Origin of the sequence: Flavobacterium lipolyticum (assembly GCF_020905335.1) — a bacterium.
In the GTDB taxonomy this organism is placed as follows: domain Bacteria; phylum Bacteroidota; class Bacteroidia; order Flavobacteriales; family Flavobacteriaceae; genus Flavobacterium; species Flavobacterium lipolyticum.
Window position 1 is genome coordinate 2833219 of sequence record NZ_JAJJMN010000001.1, and the last position, 17974, is coordinate 2851192.

Annotated in this window: 18 protein-coding genes; 10 read left to right on the forward strand and 8 right to left on the reverse strand. The window is 35.4% G+C overall.

Annotated features, from left to right (window positions below; all coding sequences use genetic code 11):
• Positions 1–159: 159 nt before the first annotated feature.
• On the reverse strand, positions 160–378 hold the full coding sequence (locus tag LNQ34_RS12395; protein WP_229999970.1) for an O-methyltransferase: 219 nt from the start codon (positions 376–378) through the stop codon (positions 160–162).
• Between the two features lie 387 nt (positions 379–765).
• Between LNQ34_RS12395 and LNQ34_RS12400 the strand changes: the two genes are divergently transcribed.
• Both LNQ34_RS12400 and LNQ34_RS12405 read left to right on the forward strand, forming a co-directional pair.
• Positions 766–2031 (forward strand): hypothetical protein, encoded by a 1266-nt coding sequence (locus LNQ34_RS12400; RefSeq protein WP_229999972.1) that lies wholly within the window; start codon positions 766–768, stop codon positions 2029–2031.
• Positions 2032–2135: 104 nt separating this feature from the next.
• Positions 2136–3929 carry a zinc-dependent metalloprotease gene (locus LNQ34_RS12405; protein WP_229999974.1) on the forward strand — a complete coding sequence of 598 codons (1794 nt, stop codon included), beginning with the start codon at positions 2136–2138 and terminating at the stop codon, positions 3927–3929.
• A gap of 121 nt (positions 3930–4050) precedes the next feature.
• Here the strand turns inward: LNQ34_RS12405 and LNQ34_RS12410 are convergent, their stop codons facing one another.
• From LNQ34_RS12410 to LNQ34_RS12420, 3 genes are all read right to left on the reverse strand, one after another.
• The gene (locus LNQ34_RS12410) at positions 4051–4692 is read right to left on the reverse strand and encodes an O-methyltransferase (protein WP_229999975.1); all 642 of its coding nucleotides are present in this window, start codon (positions 4690–4692) and stop codon (positions 4051–4053) included.
• A 113-nt stretch (positions 4693–4805) separates the two neighbouring features.
• Complete coding sequence (locus LNQ34_RS12415) at positions 4806–5138, reverse strand: hypothetical protein (RefSeq protein WP_229999977.1); 333 nt, start codon at positions 5136–5138, stop codon at positions 4806–4808.
• Between the two features lie 230 nt (positions 5139–5368).
• Positions 5369–5962: a YceI family protein gene (locus tag LNQ34_RS12420; protein ID WP_202703040.1), complete on the reverse strand. Its 594-nt coding sequence runs from the start codon at positions 5960–5962 to the stop codon at positions 5369–5371.
• Between the two features lie 207 nt (positions 5963–6169).
• Between LNQ34_RS12420 and rlmN the strand changes: the two genes are divergently transcribed.
• The 6 genes from rlmN (at position 6170) to dnaG (ending at position 13387) form a co-directional block, all read left to right on the forward strand.
• Entirely contained in the window at positions 6170–7213 is a 1044-nt protein-coding gene (gene rlmN / locus LNQ34_RS12425) for a dual-specificity RNA methyltransferase RlmN (RefSeq protein ID WP_017497037.1), read from the forward strand.
• Positions 7214–7455: 242 nt separating this feature from the next.
• Positions 7456–8433, forward strand: a complete 978-nt coding sequence (locus LNQ34_RS12430) for a polyprenyl synthetase family protein (RefSeq protein ID WP_229999979.1) — start codon at positions 7456–7458, stop codon at positions 8431–8433.
• A 200-nt stretch (positions 8434–8633) separates the two neighbouring features.
• A complete protein-coding gene (locus tag LNQ34_RS12435) occupies positions 8634–9194 on the forward strand; it encodes an RNA polymerase sigma factor (protein WP_202703043.1) in 561 nt (186 codons plus the stop codon).
• Positions 9181–9918 (forward strand): hypothetical protein, encoded by a 738-nt coding sequence (locus LNQ34_RS12440; protein WP_229999980.1) that lies wholly within the window; start codon positions 9181–9183, stop codon positions 9916–9918. Before LNQ34_RS12435 ends, LNQ34_RS12440 begins: the two co-directional genes overlap by 14 nt.
• Before the next feature lie 222 nt (positions 9919–10140).
• On the forward strand, positions 10141–11196 hold the full coding sequence (locus LNQ34_RS12445) for a hypothetical protein (protein WP_229999981.1): 1056 nt from the start codon (positions 10141–10143) through the stop codon (positions 11194–11196).
• A gap of 127 nt (positions 11197–11323) precedes the next feature.
• Positions 11324–13387 carry a DNA primase gene (gene dnaG, locus LNQ34_RS12450; RefSeq protein WP_229999982.1) on the forward strand — a complete coding sequence of 688 codons (2064 nt, stop codon included), beginning with the start codon at positions 11324–11326 and terminating at the stop codon, positions 13385–13387.
• Here the strand turns inward: dnaG and LNQ34_RS12455 are convergent.
• Together LNQ34_RS12455 and nadE are read right to left on the reverse strand one after the other, a co-directional pair.
• Positions 13384–14013 (reverse strand): response regulator transcription factor, encoded by a 630-nt coding sequence (locus LNQ34_RS12455; protein ID WP_017497031.1) that lies wholly within the window; start codon positions 14011–14013, stop codon positions 13384–13386. The two genes, dnaG and LNQ34_RS12455, sit on opposite strands and share 4 nt — an antisense overlap.
• Before the next feature lie 93 nt (positions 14014–14106).
• On the reverse strand, positions 14107–14913 hold the full coding sequence (gene nadE, locus LNQ34_RS12460) for an NAD(+) synthase (RefSeq protein WP_229999984.1): 807 nt from the start codon (positions 14911–14913) through the stop codon (positions 14107–14109).
• A gap of 99 nt (positions 14914–15012) precedes the next feature.
• Between nadE and gldB the strand changes: the two genes are divergently transcribed.
• Positions 15013–15969 carry a gliding motility lipoprotein GldB gene (gldB, locus tag LNQ34_RS12465; protein ID WP_202703048.1) on the forward strand — a complete coding sequence of 319 codons (957 nt, stop codon included), beginning with the start codon at positions 15013–15015 and terminating at the stop codon, positions 15967–15969.
• Positions 15969–16304, forward strand: coding sequence for a gliding motility protein GldC (gldC, locus tag LNQ34_RS12470; protein WP_017497028.1), 336 nt, complete (start codon positions 15969–15971; stop codon positions 16302–16304). Before gldB ends, gldC begins: the two co-directional genes overlap by 1 nt.
• Positions 16305–16409: 105 nt before the next feature.
• On the opposite strand, the gene yihA is transcribed toward gldC, so the two are convergent.
• Together yihA and LNQ34_RS12480 are read right to left on the reverse strand one after the other, a co-directional pair.
• Positions 16410–17030: a ribosome biogenesis GTP-binding protein YihA/YsxC gene (gene yihA / locus LNQ34_RS12475; protein ID WP_202703049.1), complete on the reverse strand. Its 621-nt coding sequence runs from the start codon at positions 17028–17030 to the stop codon at positions 16410–16412.
• A gap of 42 nt (positions 17031–17072) precedes the next feature.
• Complete coding sequence (locus LNQ34_RS12480; protein ID WP_017497026.1) at positions 17073–17837, reverse strand: alpha/beta fold hydrolase; 765 nt, start codon at positions 17835–17837, stop codon at positions 17073–17075.
• Between the last annotated feature and the right edge of the window lie 137 nt (positions 17838–17974).

Sequence of the window (17974 nt, forward strand, 5' to 3'; positions counted from 1 at the left end):
TTTGGTTTTTAATTATTTTGTTCAATTGTCTCCAGTTTTAGCTAGAGAAATATATTTTAAGAAATACAAAGAGACTTTAGCTAAATTATCTTGGCTAAAGCTTTTTTTTCAATGCTATCCTTCAGCTCAATTCAATCAACCCAAAAAAAACTTAGCACCTTAGTATCTCAGAACCTTAGAGTCTTCCTCAAAGCACCCCAAAAAAACTTTGGCAGTAACGTCATTCGGATGAACCAGTTCCAGTGTTTTTCCGTTCCACAAAACATGATCCGACAAAATAATACCGCCTTTATTCATCTTCGGAACCATAATTTCGTAATAGTTTGGGAGGGTGTATTTGTATTGATAAAAAGTAACTAGTCCTTTTTTTGATGCCAATTGTGGTTGTTGACTTTCCTATTTATTCTCTCATGCAAAATCGAATTAACCCAATCCGTGCAATTGCTGATTAAGAAAGGGTCTTGCCGTAAGATTACTCCGGATAAAGAGAACCTATTAATACGCTTTAATTAGGCACACCTGGATTTTGTTTGATTTAATTGGTTACCAAATAAAGAGTAGAACTAATGTGCAACAAATAGATTAAGTGTCGTTTAGTTTCTTTCGTAAAGAGTTTTTTAGGTTTAGTTATAATTTATAATGTAACAAATATTTTTTGAAAGTAAATATTTGTTAATTTTATCTTAAACGTAAATTTAAGGCTGTTTTATAAGCAAAACGACAGATATTTATAAAGAGGTTTAATCAATTAATAAAGTTAATATTATGAAAAATGTAAATTCTTTATCCAAAAATTTTCAAAATTTGTTATCATGGAGATACACTATTCTTATGGCTGTATTATTATTCGTAAATCTGAGCTATAGCCAAACTTATCAGGAATTAATGAGCAATAGATACAATCAAAATGTAAATGAGCCTAATTGGACTTTTTCGCTTGATAATAATAAGAATGAACAGGGAGAGCCGGGAGCTTTCAGTTGGTTTGCAAATGGAGGCGGAAATCTTGATAATTTAATGATGTGTCTTCGTAAGAGTGATTCAGAAAAAATGATATTTGAACTAAGGCTACCGAGTACTTTGGTTGTGCAAAATAGAGCAACACCTGGGGCAGTTTGGGATAATCTTACCATCTATGCAGACGGCTATTCATCGTTCATAGAAAGTAATGGGGACGAAAGAGGGATGTTTATCTCTTCTAAAACAGGCAATAAGATATCTTTGGGAGACTCAAACGATGATGTCACGATTAATTCAAAAAAACTTGTACTGAAGAACAATGCAGGAGGGGATAATTTAGCACAGGTCGCCATAAATACAGATACTCCAACAGACGGAGTTGCTTTGACAGTTGGAGGAAAGACATGGATGAGGGGAGAGTTGAGGGTTGCCAGTAGTAACCCGATTGGACAACATGATAATTTTAAAGTGCTGGTGGGTAATGAAAAAACAGATTTGATTAGTTATGGTGATGATAATGGGATGTTTATCAGTTCAGATTTAGGCAATAAAGTGACTTTAGGTGATTCGAATGATGAGGTAGCAATCAATGCAAAGAAACTTATTCTGGATTATGGAGAGGCCAATGATTTGGCGCAGGTTGCCATAAATGCGGGTAATCCGGTAAACAAAGCGGCTTTAACGGTGGGAGGTAAAGTCTACATTGGCGAATCTAAAAATATAGAAACACACCCTGAAATAGGAGAAGACCTTGAAAAGGATTGCTCCTTGTTTGTTGAAAAACAAATTTTAGCATCAGATCTGAATATTATTCCTAAACCACATTGGAAGGATGCTGTTTTTGAAAATGATTATAAAAAAATGGATTTAAGTGCTTTGGAGGGCTATGTTAAAGAGAACAAACATCTTCCGGGTATAGTTTCAGAAAAAGAAGTAAAAGAAAAAGGATATAAAATACATGTTTTTAATGAAGGTCTTTTACAAAATGTTGAGGAGCTGCTTCTTCATATCATTGATCAAAATAAAAAGATAGAAGAATTGAATAAGAGGATAAAGGCATTAGAAAAATGAATCGATTTATTAAAGAAAATAGATAATGCTTTTGAATAAGCTTTCAGTTTGACTTATGCTAGGGATAGACTATAGGGGAGGGATAGACTTTAAGGGTTTAAATTATGACAAGAAAGATTTTTATATTGATTTATTGTTTTTGCACTAGTATATATGCACAAGAAAGTGAAGGCAGTGGTGTTGTCACTTATCCGGGAAACGATATAAAGGTAGTCGGGGAGAAAATTTTTTGGTCCGCAAATCCCAAAACAGACAATAGCAGTGAGTCCGATTTACTGACCGTATATTACAAAGGACTTTATAACCGTCGCAACAACTACCTAAGCGGTATTAAGGGAACCATAGATAAACCCGGAGGTTACATCAAAATCGAGGTGCATGCTTACGACAGCATGAGAGCAGGAGGGTTGCAGCTATTGACAAATGATGAGAAGGCATTTGTAACCAGACCGATCTATAATGTGGAAATCACTCAAAGTTCCCCAAATGTATTTTCTAAAACAACAAAAGAGGTGAATTACGAATACTGGGATCGTGGCATTCAGATTGGTAAGATCTCTTCCGATGATATAAAAACACTGGGTGCCAAATCATCGAGTGCAGTTACAGTGAATTGTGGAGGCTGGGCCTGGACCTGGCTTAGGGCCTTCAGCCTTGTAAATTCTTCCTGTTCTTTGGAAATAGATCAGGATAAACTGATACAGTTGGTAAACCAGCCTGTAGTGGTAAAAATTACAGTAAAAGATGCTACTTTGATGGACGTACGAGTTCCTGCTGTGGCGTCGAATGAAAACCTAATATCAATAATAAAGATAGAAAAACCTTATTACATTATCAAGAAGGTAAAAGTAGAAGTTCTGGAAGCTCCGGAAGACAATAGTACGGCTCTTTATTACGAAGAGATGGTAAGAGAACAATTTAATTGGGCTAATAAAGTCTATAACGATAAAACAGCTAAGGCTTTACCGCCTGCAGCAGTGGCGGCGGGTGCCGAAATGGCCAATGCAAGAATCGTGTTCAAAGATATTGATATCACCATTCGTAAGGCATCGAAGAAGGCTTATAACGCAGATAAGATACAGAAAGAAGGAAGAGATGGTGAAATTAGCGCGAAAGAGTTTAATAAACGGGAGGTATTCATCAAATATGTACCTAAAATAATCAATAATATAGATGATGATATGGCAGCATATACTATTAGATGGGAAGATGTAAAAAGTAACGTATTGGCATTTTCTCTCATGCTTTTGGACTATAATACCTCTGATGATCCTCCGCATATTCAAAGAAGAAGTGCGCCTGCCCACGAGTTGGGGCATTATTTTTCGCTGAAACATACTTTTGAGGGCGGTTGTACGAAAGTTAATGACAAGATTAGTGATACCCCTCCTGCTGAATTAATAACATACCCACTGACCTTTAAAAATTGTATTGCTCCTGTTCAATGTGGTGGTCACAGAAGGTTAATTGAAAATATTATGGATTACGGTAACTGCCGGTTTATGTTCACCCCGGGTCAGGTTAAAGTAATGAGAAAATCTATTAGTAAAGATTATCCTGATTTATATACCGTTGAGACATCAACAGATGCCGCTATCAATACAGATCTTAAGATTACAGTGAAAGATTTAAGATCTGGTAAAACAGGTAGAAGCAAGAGAGATACGTTGGAAAAAGAAACAGAAAACTCGCAAGACATCATTTTATACCCTAACCCGGTAAAGGATATTTTAACTATTTCTAATACAGAAAATGAAGAATATGTAATTTATAATTTAACTGGGCAGCAAATACAGGCTGGTAGTACTCAGACAGGACAGATTGATGTCAGTAATTTGTCTAAAGGGCTATATGTAATTAAAGTAAAAAGTACTAATAAGCAGTTTATGAAAGAGTAATAGAATGACAATGGGGCTATTGCTTCTTGCTAAGATAACCTCATTGTTTTTTTTCAAGAGTTTGCTGTCTTATATGTTTTGCCAGAAGTAGGTTCAAAGCTCACAGGGCTAAAAAAGTAAACTAAAGAACGCGGCTTACAGTCAACCCATCACGTATAGGCAATAAAACGGTTTCGACTCTTGGGTCATTTTTCAAAAGTAGATTGTACTCCAAAAGGACTTTGGTACTAATGTCATTTGGATGAACCGGTTCTAATATTTTTCCACTCCATAAAACGTTATCCGATAAAATGATACCGCCTTTGTTCATTTTGGGAACAATCATTTCCCAATAATTGATGTAATTTTCTTTGTCGGCATCTATGAAAACCAAGTCAAACTTGACGTTCAAAGTTGGAATGATTTCGACAGCTTCTCCTAAATGCTGGAAAATTTGTTTTCCCCAGGGGGACGCATCAAAATATTTACGTTGAAAATCGACTAATTCTTCTTTAATGTCAATGGTGTGCAGCTGCCCATTTTCCTGCATTCCCTCACACAGACACAAAGCAGCATAACCGGTATAAGTTCCAATTTCGAGAATGTTCACTGGACGAATCAATTTGGAGAGCATGCTTAAAACACGACCCTGAAAATGCCCGCTAAGCATTCTTGGGAGTAATATTTTTTGGTACGTTTCCTTATTTAGTTTAGCCAGCAATTCCGGTTCGTTTTCAGAATGTTGCTCGATATAATCTTCCAGTTCTTGAGAAATAAAATGCATCTTGTAGTATCTTCTAATTTTGAGTGTAAAAATACGAAAAATAGTGGCTCCTTTTTGGGTATAAAAAAACCATTCGTTGTAGCGAATGGTTTTAGTTTCATAAAGCGAAGAGACTATTTTTTCAAAGCCTCATTAACTTCTTTAGCTGTTTTCACCGTACCGTCTTTAGCAGCTTTAGCAGCGTTTTCTACTTTTTCAGCGCCTTTTTTAGTAGCGTCTTTCACATCTTCTGCGGCTTTTTTGGTAGCTTCTTTTACATCCTCGGCAGCATTTTCAGTTTTGCTCACAGCGCTATCCTTAACTTCTTTAATATCGGTAGTTAAAGAATCAACTTTGTTACCAAGAGTTAATTCTTCCTCTGCAGGTTTCGGTTCCTTCTTTTCGCAAGATTGTACAGCGAATGCTAATAGAGCGATAACAGCCAGACTTAAGATTTGTTTTTTCATAAGAAATTGATTTTTTTAGATTGATTAAATTTAAAAGTTATAAAGCTGAAAAATAAAGATACACATTTTAAAATGATTGAGCTCTTTGTAAGATTATTTTCCTTTTGAGTGCAAGACAATTCTCGTGCCAAAGTTTTGAGTTTTGAAATGCTGAGCAGTTTTTTTTATTCATTTTTAGAATCGAAAAGTATTTATTGTTCCATACTTTATATTTTGCTGCTTTTAAAACGTTATTTAATCACTAATATATTGTCATTTTTTGCAAAATCAGTCAAAGTGATGTTGAAGATTACTGTTAATTCTTTCCCGGCTCTAACAACTCCAAGTGCTGCTGATGGGGTTGTCATTTCAAAATCACTAAAAGTCATTCGGTTAGAGCCTTGCAGCGCAAAAGTACCATCTTTATAGGCTGTTACTCTGATCTGGGTTTTATAATCTTTACTAACACCTGCTATAGTGTAAGTTCCGGTAAGATTCCAGGTGTTTTCGTTTACTTTTTCGGCAGATTTTAGAACGTATTTAATGTTTTTATGGTCTTCGGTTTCCAGAGCTTTATAAGCAACATCGTCCATGCTGCCTTTGCCGCTTTTTAAGCTTTCTGCTGATAAGGAAACAGTCAGGTTTTTTATATCTGTAATTTTCGAATCTGTAACAGTTAAAAAAGCACTTCCCACTCCGTCTGAAGATTTCATCGTCCAATCGTGTATGTTGGAAGTTCCTGCAACTTCAAAGGCCGATTTTGATAAGCTATATCTTTTTTGTGAGTTTACTTGTAAAGATAACATCAGTACTGCTGCTAATAAAATAGATTGGATCGTTTTCATTTGTATAGGTATTTGTTAAATTTAAGATCAGTTTGCGGTTCAGTTGATTTTTGATAATGAGTTACTGTCTTTTTCTTATGTCAAATTTATTACGAACGAATAGCAAAAGACCTGATAAAAATCATGGTTAGGTTTTTATTTAAAGCGTATAATAGAGAGAAAATACATTTTCTGAGAAATGTTTTAAAAAGTGATTAACTTTGCAGCATGCAAATGGAGAAAAAAGATATAAGAGCCTTAACAAAAGATCAGCTTCGCGATTTTTTTGTCGCTAATAATGACAAAGCCTTTCGTGGAAATCAAGTCTACGAATGGTTATGGAGCAAAGGAGCACACAGTTTTGAAGACATGACCAATGTTGCCAAAACAACTCGTACGATGCTGGAGGAAAATTTTGTAATCAATCATATCAAGGTAGATACCATGCAACGCAGCAGTGACGGAACCGTAAAAAATGCCGTTCGTCTGCATGATGGTTTAGTGGTAGAGTCCGTATTGATTCCAACAGAAACCAGAACAACAGCCTGCGTTTCAAGCCAGGTTGGGTGCAGTCTGGATTGTAATTTCTGTGCCACTTCACGATTGAAAAGAATGCGAAACCTGGAACCGGGAGAAATCTACGATCAGATTATTGCGATAGACAAAGAGAGTCGATTGTATCACAATCATCCGCTTTCGAATATTGTTTTTATGGGAATGGGTGAGCCTTTGATGAATTACAACAACGTCATCAAAGCTATTGATATGGTTACCTCGCCGGAAGGATTAGGGATGTCACCAAAACGTATTATGGTTTCGACTTCCGGAATTCCGAAGATGATTAAAAAAATGGCCGATGATGATGTAAAATTCAAACTGGCAGTTTCTCTGCATTCGGCTATTGATGACGTACGTGCGCGAATCATGCCTTTCAGTAAAAATTTTCCGTTAAAAGATTTGCGTGAAGCTTTGGAATATTGGTACAGAAAAACCAAAAGTAAAATCTCTTACGAATATGTAGTCTGGAAAGGAATCAATGACGACAAAGCTTCGATTGATGCTTTGGTAAAGTTTTGTAAATATGTTCCATGTAAAGTCAATTTAATTGAATACAATCCAATTGATGATGGCGAGTTTCAACAAGCTTCAGAAGAATCAATTCTGGCTTATATAAAAGCATTAGAAAATATCGGAGTAGTCGTAAAAGTACGCCGAAGCCGAGGAAAGGATATTGATGCTGCCTGCGGACAATTGGCCAATAAAGAAGGATAAATAATGTTTTGCAGTTTTGTGCTGCAAACAAACCGCTTAATAAATTTTTAAAGATGCCTTGTTCTTCAAGGCATTTTTTATAGAGCATTGCCTGAGAGCCGACACTTTTTTTGATAACGAATTCAAATTGAGACAGAAGAAAGTTTTCGGCCCGTTTTTTTTGCATTAGTATTTAAATTATTGATATACTAATGTAAAATACACCGTATTTTTTTATTTAAAATAGTATATTTGGGATCGAAATGAATATTACTTCTCAAATAAAACAGCCCATCTTTAACGAGATGGAACTTTTTGAAAAAAAGTTCCATGAATCGATGACCTCAAAGGTGGCTTTATTGAATCGTATTACCTATTATATCGTAAACCGAAAAGGAAAACAAATGCGTCCTATGTTTGTTTTTCTAACCGCTAAAATGGTTTCTGAAGGTATTGTAAACGAAAGAACCTATCGCGGAGCTTCTGTAATCGAACTTATTCATACTGCTACTTTGGTACACGATGACGTGGTAGACGACAGCAATCGCCGTCGTGGATTTTTCTCAATCAATGCACTTTGGAAAAATAAAATTGCCGTTTTAGTTGGAGATTATTTACTATCCAAAGGGCTTTTACTCTCTATCGATAATGGCGATTTTGATTTATTGAGAATCATTTCTGTCGCTGTTCGCGAAATGAGTGAAGGTGAATTGCTTCAAATTGAGAAAGCAAGAAGACTGGACATCACCGAAGAAGTATATTACGAAATCATCCGAAAGAAAACAGCGACACTTATTGCGGCCTGTTGTGCACTTGGTGCAAAATCGGTAATTGAAGATGATGCTCAGGTCGAGAATATGAGAAAATTTGGTGAACTGATCGGAATGGCTTTTCAAATCAAAGATGATTTATTTGATTATAGCGAAGAAGCGATCGGTAAACCAACCGGAATCGATATTAAAGAGCAAAAAATGACTTTGCCTTTAATTCATGTTTTAAATACTTGTACCCCGCAAGAAAAAAAGTGGTTGATAAACTCCATCAAAAACCACAATAAAGACAAAAAACGCGTCAAAGAAGTTATTGCTTTCGTAAAAGGTAATAATGGATTGGCTTACGCCGAACAGAAAATGGTACAATTTCAGCAGGAAGCACTTTTGTTGTTGGATAATTTTTCAGATTCTGAGTTTAAAGATGCCCTTGTTTTAATGGTAAACTACGTTATTGAAAGAAAGAAATAGTTTTTTTTAATTAGATAATTAGGAAATTTGTTAATTAGAAAATTGATTTACTTTGTTGTAAATGAATGTTTTAATTGTGTTTTTTTTGAAATTTGTAATTTTTTTATTGATTTTTTTTCCATTCTCATGCAACCATTTCAAAACGTTATGCGTCTATGCTAATAGAAGTCTGTTACTAAACCAAAACCAACCGCTTATTAATGAAAATTATTCATTTACATCAGGAAGAAACCGAAATTATAAAGTTGGCTGTCGAGAATAATCGGCAAGCACAGCAACAAATTTACAGTCGGTTTTCTTCAAAAATGTTAAGTGTTTGTCGACAGTATATAAAAGACATTCAATTGGCCGAAGATGTGATGATAACCGCTTTTATGAAAGTGTTTACCAATTTAAGCAGATTTGAGCACAAAGGAAGTTTTGAAGGTTGGGTCAGGCGGATTATGGTAAATGAATGTATTTCATATTTAAGAGTTCATAAAAAAGTAAAGTTTAGTGAAGAAGAAATTTATATCGAAGAGAGTTTCAATGCCATTGACAGTCAGTTTTCGATCGATCAGATTCAGTTCTTAATTGATGCTTTACCGGAAGGTTATAAAATGGTTTTTAATTTATACGCCATAGAAGGTTACAAACACAATGAAATTGCTAAGATGTTAGGGATTAATGAAGGTACATCGAAATCGCAATTATCGCATGCCAGGAAAATGCTGCAAACACAAATTAATAGTCTAAAAAAACAAGATAATGGAACCGAATAATTTTGAAAAGGATTTCCGTGAAAAACTAAACCAACGTAAAATTGAACCAAGTGATAAAGCCTGGGATCGATTGGATGCGATGTTGAGTGTTGCTGAAGAAAAGAAAACAACGATCGATCTTCGTTCACGACAAGCCGGGAAAAAGAAATGGATGTATGTTGCGGCAAGTTTGGTTGGTTTTTTATGGGTTGGAACTTTCTTTTTTAACCAAAAGAAAAATACAGATGTAACACCAAAAGACATTATAGTGGTTAAGGAAGATGCTAAGAAAGATTCGGTTGTAAGGCCAACTTTCGATACCAATATAGGGGTTGAAGAAGCAGTAGCAGTTTCAGAAGAAAAAACAATTAAAAAGTCAGTTCAACAAGAAAAGCATCAGGAATCAAAATCGAATAAAATCATTGCAAATAAACCCAATGCAATAGCGGAGTCTTCAATCATCATCAAAAACAATCCTGAAAAACAATCAATCAATCCACAGCCTTTAATGGCTAAAAATCCTGAAAAAGAAACGGCAGATCAGTTGCTGGGAACAGCTGAAAAAGTAATCGTCGCTGAAAATGCTGTCAAGCCAAAATCAAAAGTAAAAATTAATGCCAATGATTTGCTTCAACAGGTCGATGGTGAATTAGAGCTTTCGTTTCGTGAAAAGGTAATTACAAAAGTCAATAAAAATTACCAAACGGTAAAAGTGGCTTTGGCCAATCGAAATCAGCAGGAATAAAGTTTTCAACTCCAATCAGGAACGTGCTGTTGGAGAAAATCAAAAATTAAAGATCAAAAAAATAATTCCGATAGTTGTCGGGCAGGCTTTTAGTGCCAATTTTTAATCCAATTAAAAATTGAGAATTAAAAAATAATTGTTTGTCATTCACATTTTACATTTTACATTTCACAATTAGAAAAAAAAACATCAATCAACAATCAAATTTTAAAAAAAACAGTCATGAAAAATTTTACCATTCACCTCGTTATCCTCGTCTTCTTATTTGTAAGTAAAGTTATGGGACAGGAAACTTTTGAATCAAAAGCGAGAAAAATTGCCAACAAAATAGAGAAAGTTACCAAAGAGGAAAAAGAAGCTTTGAAAGAAGAAATTGAAGCAATTAATGTTCAGTTGTCTGAAGGGAAAATCACTCAGGAACAAGCCGACAAGCGTAAAAAAGAATTAGCAGAAGCCAGAGCGGTTATTATCGAAGAAAAAGTAACACTGGCGCAAAATGAGCTAAATGATTTGGTGCAGCAAAAAGTGGACGGGAAAATCAAGGAAGGGAATTATAAAAGTGGACGTGCTTTGATTGTTCATTGGAATGACATAGAATGGAAGGACAATAATAAAAAAAGAAAAGATTCTATACGCGGCGAAAGAAGAACGACATCGCAGTTTGTATTTGCAGCAGGTTTGAATAATATGATGGTTGATGGTAAATTGCAGGATGCTAAATATAGGTTTACAGGATCGCATTTTTACGAATGGGGATTTACCTATAACACCAGGTTAATGAAAAACGATAATTTATTACACGCTAAATACGGATTGTCTTTAATGTATAATAATATTCGCCCGAGAGATAATAAATATTTTGTAGTCAATGGAAACCAGACAGAATTGCAAACCAATGCGATTCATTTAGAGGAATCCCGTTTTAGAAATGTGTACATCGCAGTGCCAATTCATTTAGAGTTTGACTTTTCAAGACCAAAAGTGAGTAACGGAAAAACGTATTTTAGAACACATGATAGTTTTCGCTTTGGAATTGGAGGTTACGCAGGAGTCAATGTAAAATCCAAACAAATCTTAAAATACGATCAGGATGATTTAGATTATAAGACAACTATAAAAGGAGATTACAATGTGAATAATTTTATTTACGGATTGAGTTCTTACATTGGTTATAAAGAAATGAGTTTGTATTTGAAATACGATTTAAACCCATTGTTTAGGAATAATACTGTAAAAGAAAATAATATTTCATTGGGATTAAGATTTGACTTTAATTAAGAATACAATTGATTAGTTAGTGGAAAGAGCGCTTCGAAAGAGGTGCTTTTTTTTATTTAAAATTGCCCGATTTCATGGGGGATTTGTGTAATTTTACATCCTTCAAATTTTATAAATATTTTACGTTTTGATTTCACAAAGTACGATTGATGCTGTTTTTGATGCTGCTCGAGTAGAGGAGGTTATTGGTGATTTTGTTAATTTAAAACGAGCCGGAAGTAACTTTAAAGGACTAAGTCCGTTCTCAGATGAACGCTCTCCATCGTTCATGGTTTCGCCTGCAAAGGGAATCTGGAAAGATTTTAGTACGGGAAAAGGAGGTAATTCAGTTAAGTTCCTGATCGAACATTCACAGTTTACCTATCCGGAAGCCATTCGATATCTGGCCAGAAAGTACAATATAGAGATTGAAGAAACAGAACAGACGGATGCTGAAAAAGCAATGACAGATGTTCGTGAAAGTATGTATCTGGTTTCGGAATTTGCGAAAGACTATTTTCATAAAACACTTTTAAATTCAGAAGAAGGAAAGGCAATAGGACTTTCTTATTTTAAGGAAAGAGGTTTTACCAACGAAACCATCAAAAAATTTAGTTTAGGATATTCACCTGAAACCTGGGATGCTCTTACCAAAGAAGCTTTGGGTAAAGGATACAAGTTAGAGTTTCTGGAAAGTACCGGTTTGACCATTCCAAGAGAAGACCGTCCGTTTGACCGTTTCAAGGGGCGTGTGATGTTTCCCATAGAAAGTATGTCCGGACGTGTTTTGGGTTTTGGAGGGCGTATTCTGACCAATGATAAAAAAGCCGCTAAATACTTAAACTCGCCTGAGAGTGATATCTACCATAAAAGTAAAGTGCTTTATGGAATTTTTCAGGCCAAACAAGCGATTGCGAAACAAAACAACTGTTATCTGGTGGAAGGATATACGGATGTGATTCAGTTTCATCAGGCTGGAATCGAGAATGTGGTAGCTTCATCAGGAACCGCTTTAACACCGGACCAAATTCGTCTGATCAACCGATTAACGAGAAATATAACCGTTTTATTTGACGGAGATGCTGCAGGATTACGTGCTTCTGTTCGTGGGATCGATTTGATTCTGGAAGAAGGAATGAATGTAAGAGTTTGTGCTTTTCCCGATGGAGAAGATCCGGACAGTTTTGCACGAAAAAATTCGCATGATGATCTGGTTGCTTATTTAGAAGAAAATAGTAAAGATTTTATACAGTTTAAAGCCTCTCTCTTAATGAAAGAAGCGAAAAACGATCCTATAAAAAAAGCCGACTTGATTCGGGATATGGTCAATAGTATCTCGAAGATTCCGGATCGTATCCAGCGCGAAATTTATACTCAGGAATGTGCCCGAATCATGGATATTTCTGAGCAGGTATTGGTGAGTACTTTGGCACAATTAATTCAAAAAGATCTTGCAGAAGCAGGCAAAAAGCAAAAGCAGGAGCAAAGACCTTTTGAAGTACACAGGAATCAGCCTGCAAAACAGACCGGTTATTCCGGGGGCGATCCCGAAGACCCAAGGACAGGGCCGCCTGAGGATTATTATCCGGGAGAACCGTCGTATGCACAAGAGCCGACGGAGAAAGTTGATATTTTATACCGTTTAGAACGAAAAGTAATCGAAATCCTGCTGCTTTATGGTGATAAGACGGAGGAGTTTGAAGATGTACTTTTAAAAACGAATGAAGAGGGCGAAGTGATAATGGTCTCTGAAATGAAAAATTATAAAGTCTATCAGCGTATTTATTTGAGTTTGCAGGAAGATGAGGTAGAACTTTCTAATAATTTGTTCCGTGATATCTTTACAGACTTAATCGGGTTTTACAATCAGCATGAAAAATTTAGTCTCGAGCAATATTTAATGCGCCTGCAGCCTGATTTTGCTCAGGAAGTTACGGATATTTTAATGGAAGATGAAAGATTGGCTCTTCACGATTGGGAAGGACAGAATATCTTTTCAAAAATGAAGCATGAAACGATTGCGCAATACGTTACCGAAACGATTATGTCAATGCGTTGGTTTTTGGTAGGCAAAATCATTGATGAATTAAAAAGCTCTATAAAACCTGATAATTCAGATAATACAGAGCTTTTGTCTATGGTTGTCGATTACTCAAAATTAGTTAATTCATTCGCGAAAAAACTAGGAAGAGTAATGTCGCGATACCATTAAATAATTTCTAAAGTCTTAGCTTTGTTTACTAAGTCAACTAAATTAGTAACATTTAATTTAGTCAATAATCTTAATTTGTAAGTACTGATTGTTTTTTCGTTCAGGTTTAAGATTTTAGAGATTTCATTGTTCTTTTTACCATCGCTTAAATAACGTAAAACTTCGATCTCACGATTTGAAAGTTTTCTGTACAAACGCTCGCTTTTGCTTTGTTTAGCAATAAGGGCCATGTTTTTACGTACGGTTTCGTTGATGATAATTTTTCCTTCGTGTACCTTAATAATAGAAATACCTAAAGTTTCAAGTTTTTCTGTTTTGTGTACATAACCAGAAACTCCTGCTTTAATAGCGTTTGGAGCATACATTTGTTCAGCGAGGTCACTAAAAATTACAATTTTTGTTTTTGGGAAATTCTTCAGGATGGATTTTACTTCGAAGATACTTGAAAGTCCTTCCAGTTCTAGATCTAGAATCAGGATATCGATTTCTTTCGTCTGAAGGATATCTCTAACCATTGAAAAATTGCCTACGTTGGCAACAATTGAAATTTGATCGTGGTCTTTAAAATAAGACTTAACGCCAAAGTGAGTCACAGGATGATTGTCTGCAAGACATACTTTAATCATAATTTTTACCTTTTTTAGAATTGTTCATGTTTTTGGAACTGTAAAATTAATAAATAAATTCTGTAATTAATTGCAGACAAATGTTAAAAAGTATTATTTTAACGTTTTTGGTATAATACAGACCGGAATTGGATCCATTTTATGCTTGTTACTGGTGTTTAAACGTTTATAAATTTCGAAGACAATTTTCTCTCTCTCGCTAAAGTCATCCCCCGTATTTCCTGACTCCGAGGCTAACATTGCCCATTCAAGTTCATCATAACTGGCGCCTAATTGATCCTCATCGGTGCGATTATCGCCAAATAATCCATCTGTAGGTGCTGCGCTTAAAATTGACTCCGGAATTGTTAAAAATGCCCCTAAAGCATATACATCTGATTTCATTAAGTCGGCAATTGGACTTAAATCGACACCTCCGTCTCCATATTTAGTGTAAAATCCTACCCCAAAATCTTCTACTTTATTTCCTGTTCCCGCTACAAGCAAACCATGAATTCCTGCTAAATAATATAAAGAGGTCATTCTTAAACGGGCACGCGTATTGGCTAGGGATAAATTTACTTTCGCTTCATCGTCCGTTTGAGGTACAGCGCTTTTAAAAGCTTCAAAAGTGGCGGTTAAATCCGTTTCTACACTTGAAACATTTGGAAAACGTTTCTTTAATTGCTCAATATGTTCTCTTCCTCTTGAAACCTGATTGGCAGCCTGATGAATTGGCATTTCAACACATAAAACGGTTAAGCCGGTTTGTGCACACAAGGTAGAAGTCACTGCAGAGTCAACTCCGCCTGAAATCCCAATTACAAAACCATTAACTTTTGCTCGGGTTGCATAATTTTTTAACCACTCTACAATGTGGGTGTTTACTTTTTCTGTCTGAATAGTGCTTTTTTTAGCCATAATAGTTCAAGATTTAAGATACAGGGATGTATATTTGCACAAATATTTTTAAGCATAGTTTGTTTAAAATATGAGCAACACAAATCTAATTAAAATAAAATGAAAATATATCGCTTAGCAGTGGTTCTGTGCTTGTTTTTTTTGTCTTGTGACCAGAAAACCAAAGTCGAAAAAGCAGTAGAAGAAATTCCGGTCGACATTAAAGTAGAGCGTTTTGATAAGGTGTTTTTTGAGACTAAACCAGAGGATTTAGCTAAAGTAAAAAAACAGTATCCTTTCTTTTTTCCGGCAGGAAATGATGATAATGTCTGGCTTAAGAAAATGCAGGATCCCATCTGGAAAGAAGTTTATACCGAGGTTCAGAAAAAATACAGCAATTTTGAGCCTGTCCGCGAAGAATTCAATGCGCTTTTTCAGCATGTAAAATATTACTTCCCTAAAACGAAAACGCCAAAAGTTATCACTGTAATTGGGGAAATGGATTATAATGCCAAGGCTATATATGCAGACACTCTGGTAATTGTAGCGTTGGAATTGTATTTGGGGAAAGATCATAAATTTTATGAATTCCCAAATTATCTAAAACAAAATTTTGAAGAGAAGCAAATTATGCCCGACGTGGTTTCGAGTTTCGCTTATCGAAATATCCCGGCATTTCCGGATAAAAATTTAGTTTCCCAAATGATTTTTGAAGGGAAGCAATTGTATGCGAAAGATTTGTTGTTGCCCAATTATACTGATGCTGAAAAAATAGGTTACACACCTGAACAAATAAAATGGAGCCAGGAAAATGAAGCCTATATGTGGCGCTATTTTATTGAAAGCGAAATGCTGTACAGCGATGATCCGAAACTAACTACCCGATTTATAGTGCCTGCTCCGTTTTCTAAATTCTACTTAGAAATTGACAACGATTCTCCGGGAAGAATAGGGGCTTGGTTAGGATGGCAAATTGTACGGTCGTATATGAAGAATAATAACGTAACTTTGCCGGAATTATTAAAAACAGAAGCAAAGGTAATCTTTGAAAAGTCAAAATATAAACCTAAGAAATAATGTCAAATACAATAAAATCAGAAATTAAATTCAATATAGAATTAGACGAAAACCGTGTTCCGGAAAGATTATCATGGACGGCAAAGGACGGTGGAGTAGAAGCAGAGGAAGCAAAAGCAATTATGCTGTCAATTTGGGACAGTAAAGCGAAAGAAAGTATGCGTATCGATTTGTGGACCAAAGATATGCCGGTAGACGAAATGAAAATTTTCTTTCACCAGACTTTGGTGGCTATGGCGGATACTTTTAAACGTGCCACTGACGACGAGAAGATGTCAGATACTATGAAAGACTTTTGTGATTATTTTGCAGAGAAACTGGAGCTGACGAAATAAGTAGTTAAATTTCCAATATAAAAAATCCCAAATTCCAATAGTAAAACTTGGAATTTGGGATTTTTTATTGATTATTTTGGGATTTGGAATTTCCTCTATTGGGATCTAAAATTCCGAGTTGTTTTTAAAAACCTCCTGATTTACTTCATCAATATAGGTTAAAAGATCTTCTTTTCCTGTAGCTTCAGTAGATGAAGTTACAAAATATTGAGGCATTTCAGACCAGTTATTGGCAAACATTTGTTTTTTGTAAGCTGCGACGTGAGAATCGATTTTTACTTTACTGATTTTATCTGCTTTGGTAAAAATGATGCAAAACGGTATTTCGCTTTCTCCCATGTAAGACATAAATTCAATGTCGATTTTTTGTGCTTCATGACGAATGTCAATTAAAACAAAAGCGCAAACTAATTGCTCTCGGGTTTCAAAATAATCCGTGATGAATTGCTGGAAAACGGATTTGGTTTTCTTAGATACTTTGGCATAGCCATAACCCGGTAAATCGACCAGAAACCAATTGTTATTAATCTTAAAATGATTGATTAACTGTGTTTTTCCAGGTCGCCCTGATGTTTTGGCTAAATTCTTATGATTCGTAAGCATGTTGATCAAAGAGGATTTACCTACGTTTGATCTTCCGATAAAAGCATATTCCGGTAAAAAATCCTTCGGGCATTTTGATACTTCAGAATTACTTACAATGAATTCGGCGGTATTAATTTTCATGTTTTTTATTTTTAAAACCTCCTAAAAGTCGAAAGTTAGATGCTATAAATTCTTTTTAACGAGCCATTCTTCCAGAATTTTGTTGAATTCCTGAGGGTGCTCCATCATAGCAGCGTGTCCACATTTGTCTATCCAGTACAAAGTTGAATTAGGCAATAATTTATCAAATTCTTCGGCAACATTTGGGGGAGTAACGGCATCATTTTTACCCCAGATAATGCAGGTTTCTGTGGTCATCTTTGGTAAATCTTTGGCCATATTATGACGAATAGCACTTTTGGCAATCGTCAAAGTTTTGATGAGTTTGATACGGTCATTAACAGTTGCGTACACTTCGTCAATAAGCTCTGGTGTAGCAATTGCAGGATCGTAGAAAACATCTTCAGCTTTCTTTTTGATGTATTCGTAATCGCCTCTTTTGGGGTAGCTGTCACCCATTGCGCTTTCGTAAAGCCCTGAGCTTCCTGTGATTACCAGTCCGGCAACTTTTTCGGGATATAGCTTTGTGTGGTACAGTGCAATGTGGCCGCCTAAAGAGTTGCCTAATAGTATGACCTGATCAAATCCTTTAAAAGTGATAAAGTCTTTTACATACTTGGCAAAGCTTTTTACGTTTGTTTTTAAAATGCTTTGAGTATAGATTGGCAAATCCGGGATCACAACTTTGTATCCTTTTGTTGGAAAATATTCGGCTACAGCATCAAAGTTACTAAGGCCTCCCATTAAGCCATGTAAAATAACGATAGGAGTTCCTTCTCCAGCTTCATAATAGCTGTATTTGCCTTCTTTTTTGTAGTGTTTGTCCATTTAATTTAATGCCAATTTCAATTTGGACAAATATAGGGTTTAATAAATAAAAAAGGATTTTTGCTGTCGTTTTTTAACTAGATAATTTTAGTATAATTTATAAGTGGTTAGAAATCAGTATGAAGTGGTGTTTTTTG

Excerpts from the sequence above, each read along its gene's own strand:
- LNQ34_RS12400 (WP_229999972.1), top strand. The coding sequence starts at position 766 with ATGAAAAATGTAAATTCTTTATCCAAAAATTTTCAAAATTTGTTATCA.
- LNQ34_RS12405 (WP_229999974.1), top strand. The coding sequence starts at position 2,136 with ATGACAAGAAAGATTTTTATATTGATTTATTGTTTTTGCACTAGTATA.
- LNQ34_RS12410 (WP_229999975.1), bottom strand. The coding sequence starts at position 4,692 with ATGCATTTTATTTCTCAAGAACTGGAAGATTATATCGAGCAACATTCT.
- LNQ34_RS12415 (WP_229999977.1), bottom strand. The coding sequence starts at position 5,138 with ATGAAAAAACAAATCTTAAGTCTGGCTGTTATCGCTCTATTAGCATTC.
- LNQ34_RS12420 (WP_202703040.1), bottom strand. The coding sequence starts at position 5,962 with ATGAAAACGATCCAATCTATTTTATTAGCAGCAGTACTGATGTTATCT.
- rlmN (WP_017497037.1), top strand. The coding sequence starts at position 6,170 with ATGCAAATGGAGAAAAAAGATATAAGAGCCTTAACAAAAGATCAGCTT.
- LNQ34_RS12430 (WP_229999979.1), top strand. The coding sequence starts at position 7,456 with ATGAATATTACTTCTCAAATAAAACAGCCCATCTTTAACGAGATGGAA.
- LNQ34_RS12435 (WP_202703043.1), top strand. The coding sequence starts at position 8,634 with ATGAAAATTATTCATTTACATCAGGAAGAAACCGAAATTATAAAGTTG.
- LNQ34_RS12440 (WP_229999980.1), top strand. The coding sequence starts at position 9,181 with ATGGAACCGAATAATTTTGAAAAGGATTTCCGTGAAAAACTAAACCAA.
- LNQ34_RS12445 (WP_229999981.1), top strand. The coding sequence starts at position 10,141 with ATGAAAAATTTTACCATTCACCTCGTTATCCTCGTCTTCTTATTTGTA.
- LNQ34_RS12455 (WP_017497031.1), bottom strand. The coding sequence starts at position 14,013 with ATGATTAAAGTATGTCTTGCAGACAATCATCCTGTGACTCACTTTGGC.
- nadE (WP_229999984.1), bottom strand. The coding sequence starts at position 14,913 with ATGGCTAAAAAAAGCACTATTCAGACAGAAAAAGTAAACACCCACATT.
- gldB (WP_202703048.1), top strand. The coding sequence starts at position 15,013 with ATGAAAATATATCGCTTAGCAGTGGTTCTGTGCTTGTTTTTTTTGTCT.
- gldC (WP_017497028.1), top strand. The coding sequence starts at position 15,969 with ATGTCAAATACAATAAAATCAGAAATTAAATTCAATATAGAATTAGAC.
- yihA (WP_202703049.1), bottom strand. The coding sequence starts at position 17,030 with ATGAAAATTAATACCGCCGAATTCATTGTAAGTAATTCTGAAGTATCA.
- LNQ34_RS12480 (WP_017497026.1), bottom strand. The coding sequence starts at position 17,837 with ATGGACAAACACTACAAAAAAGAAGGCAAATACAGCTATTATGAAGCT.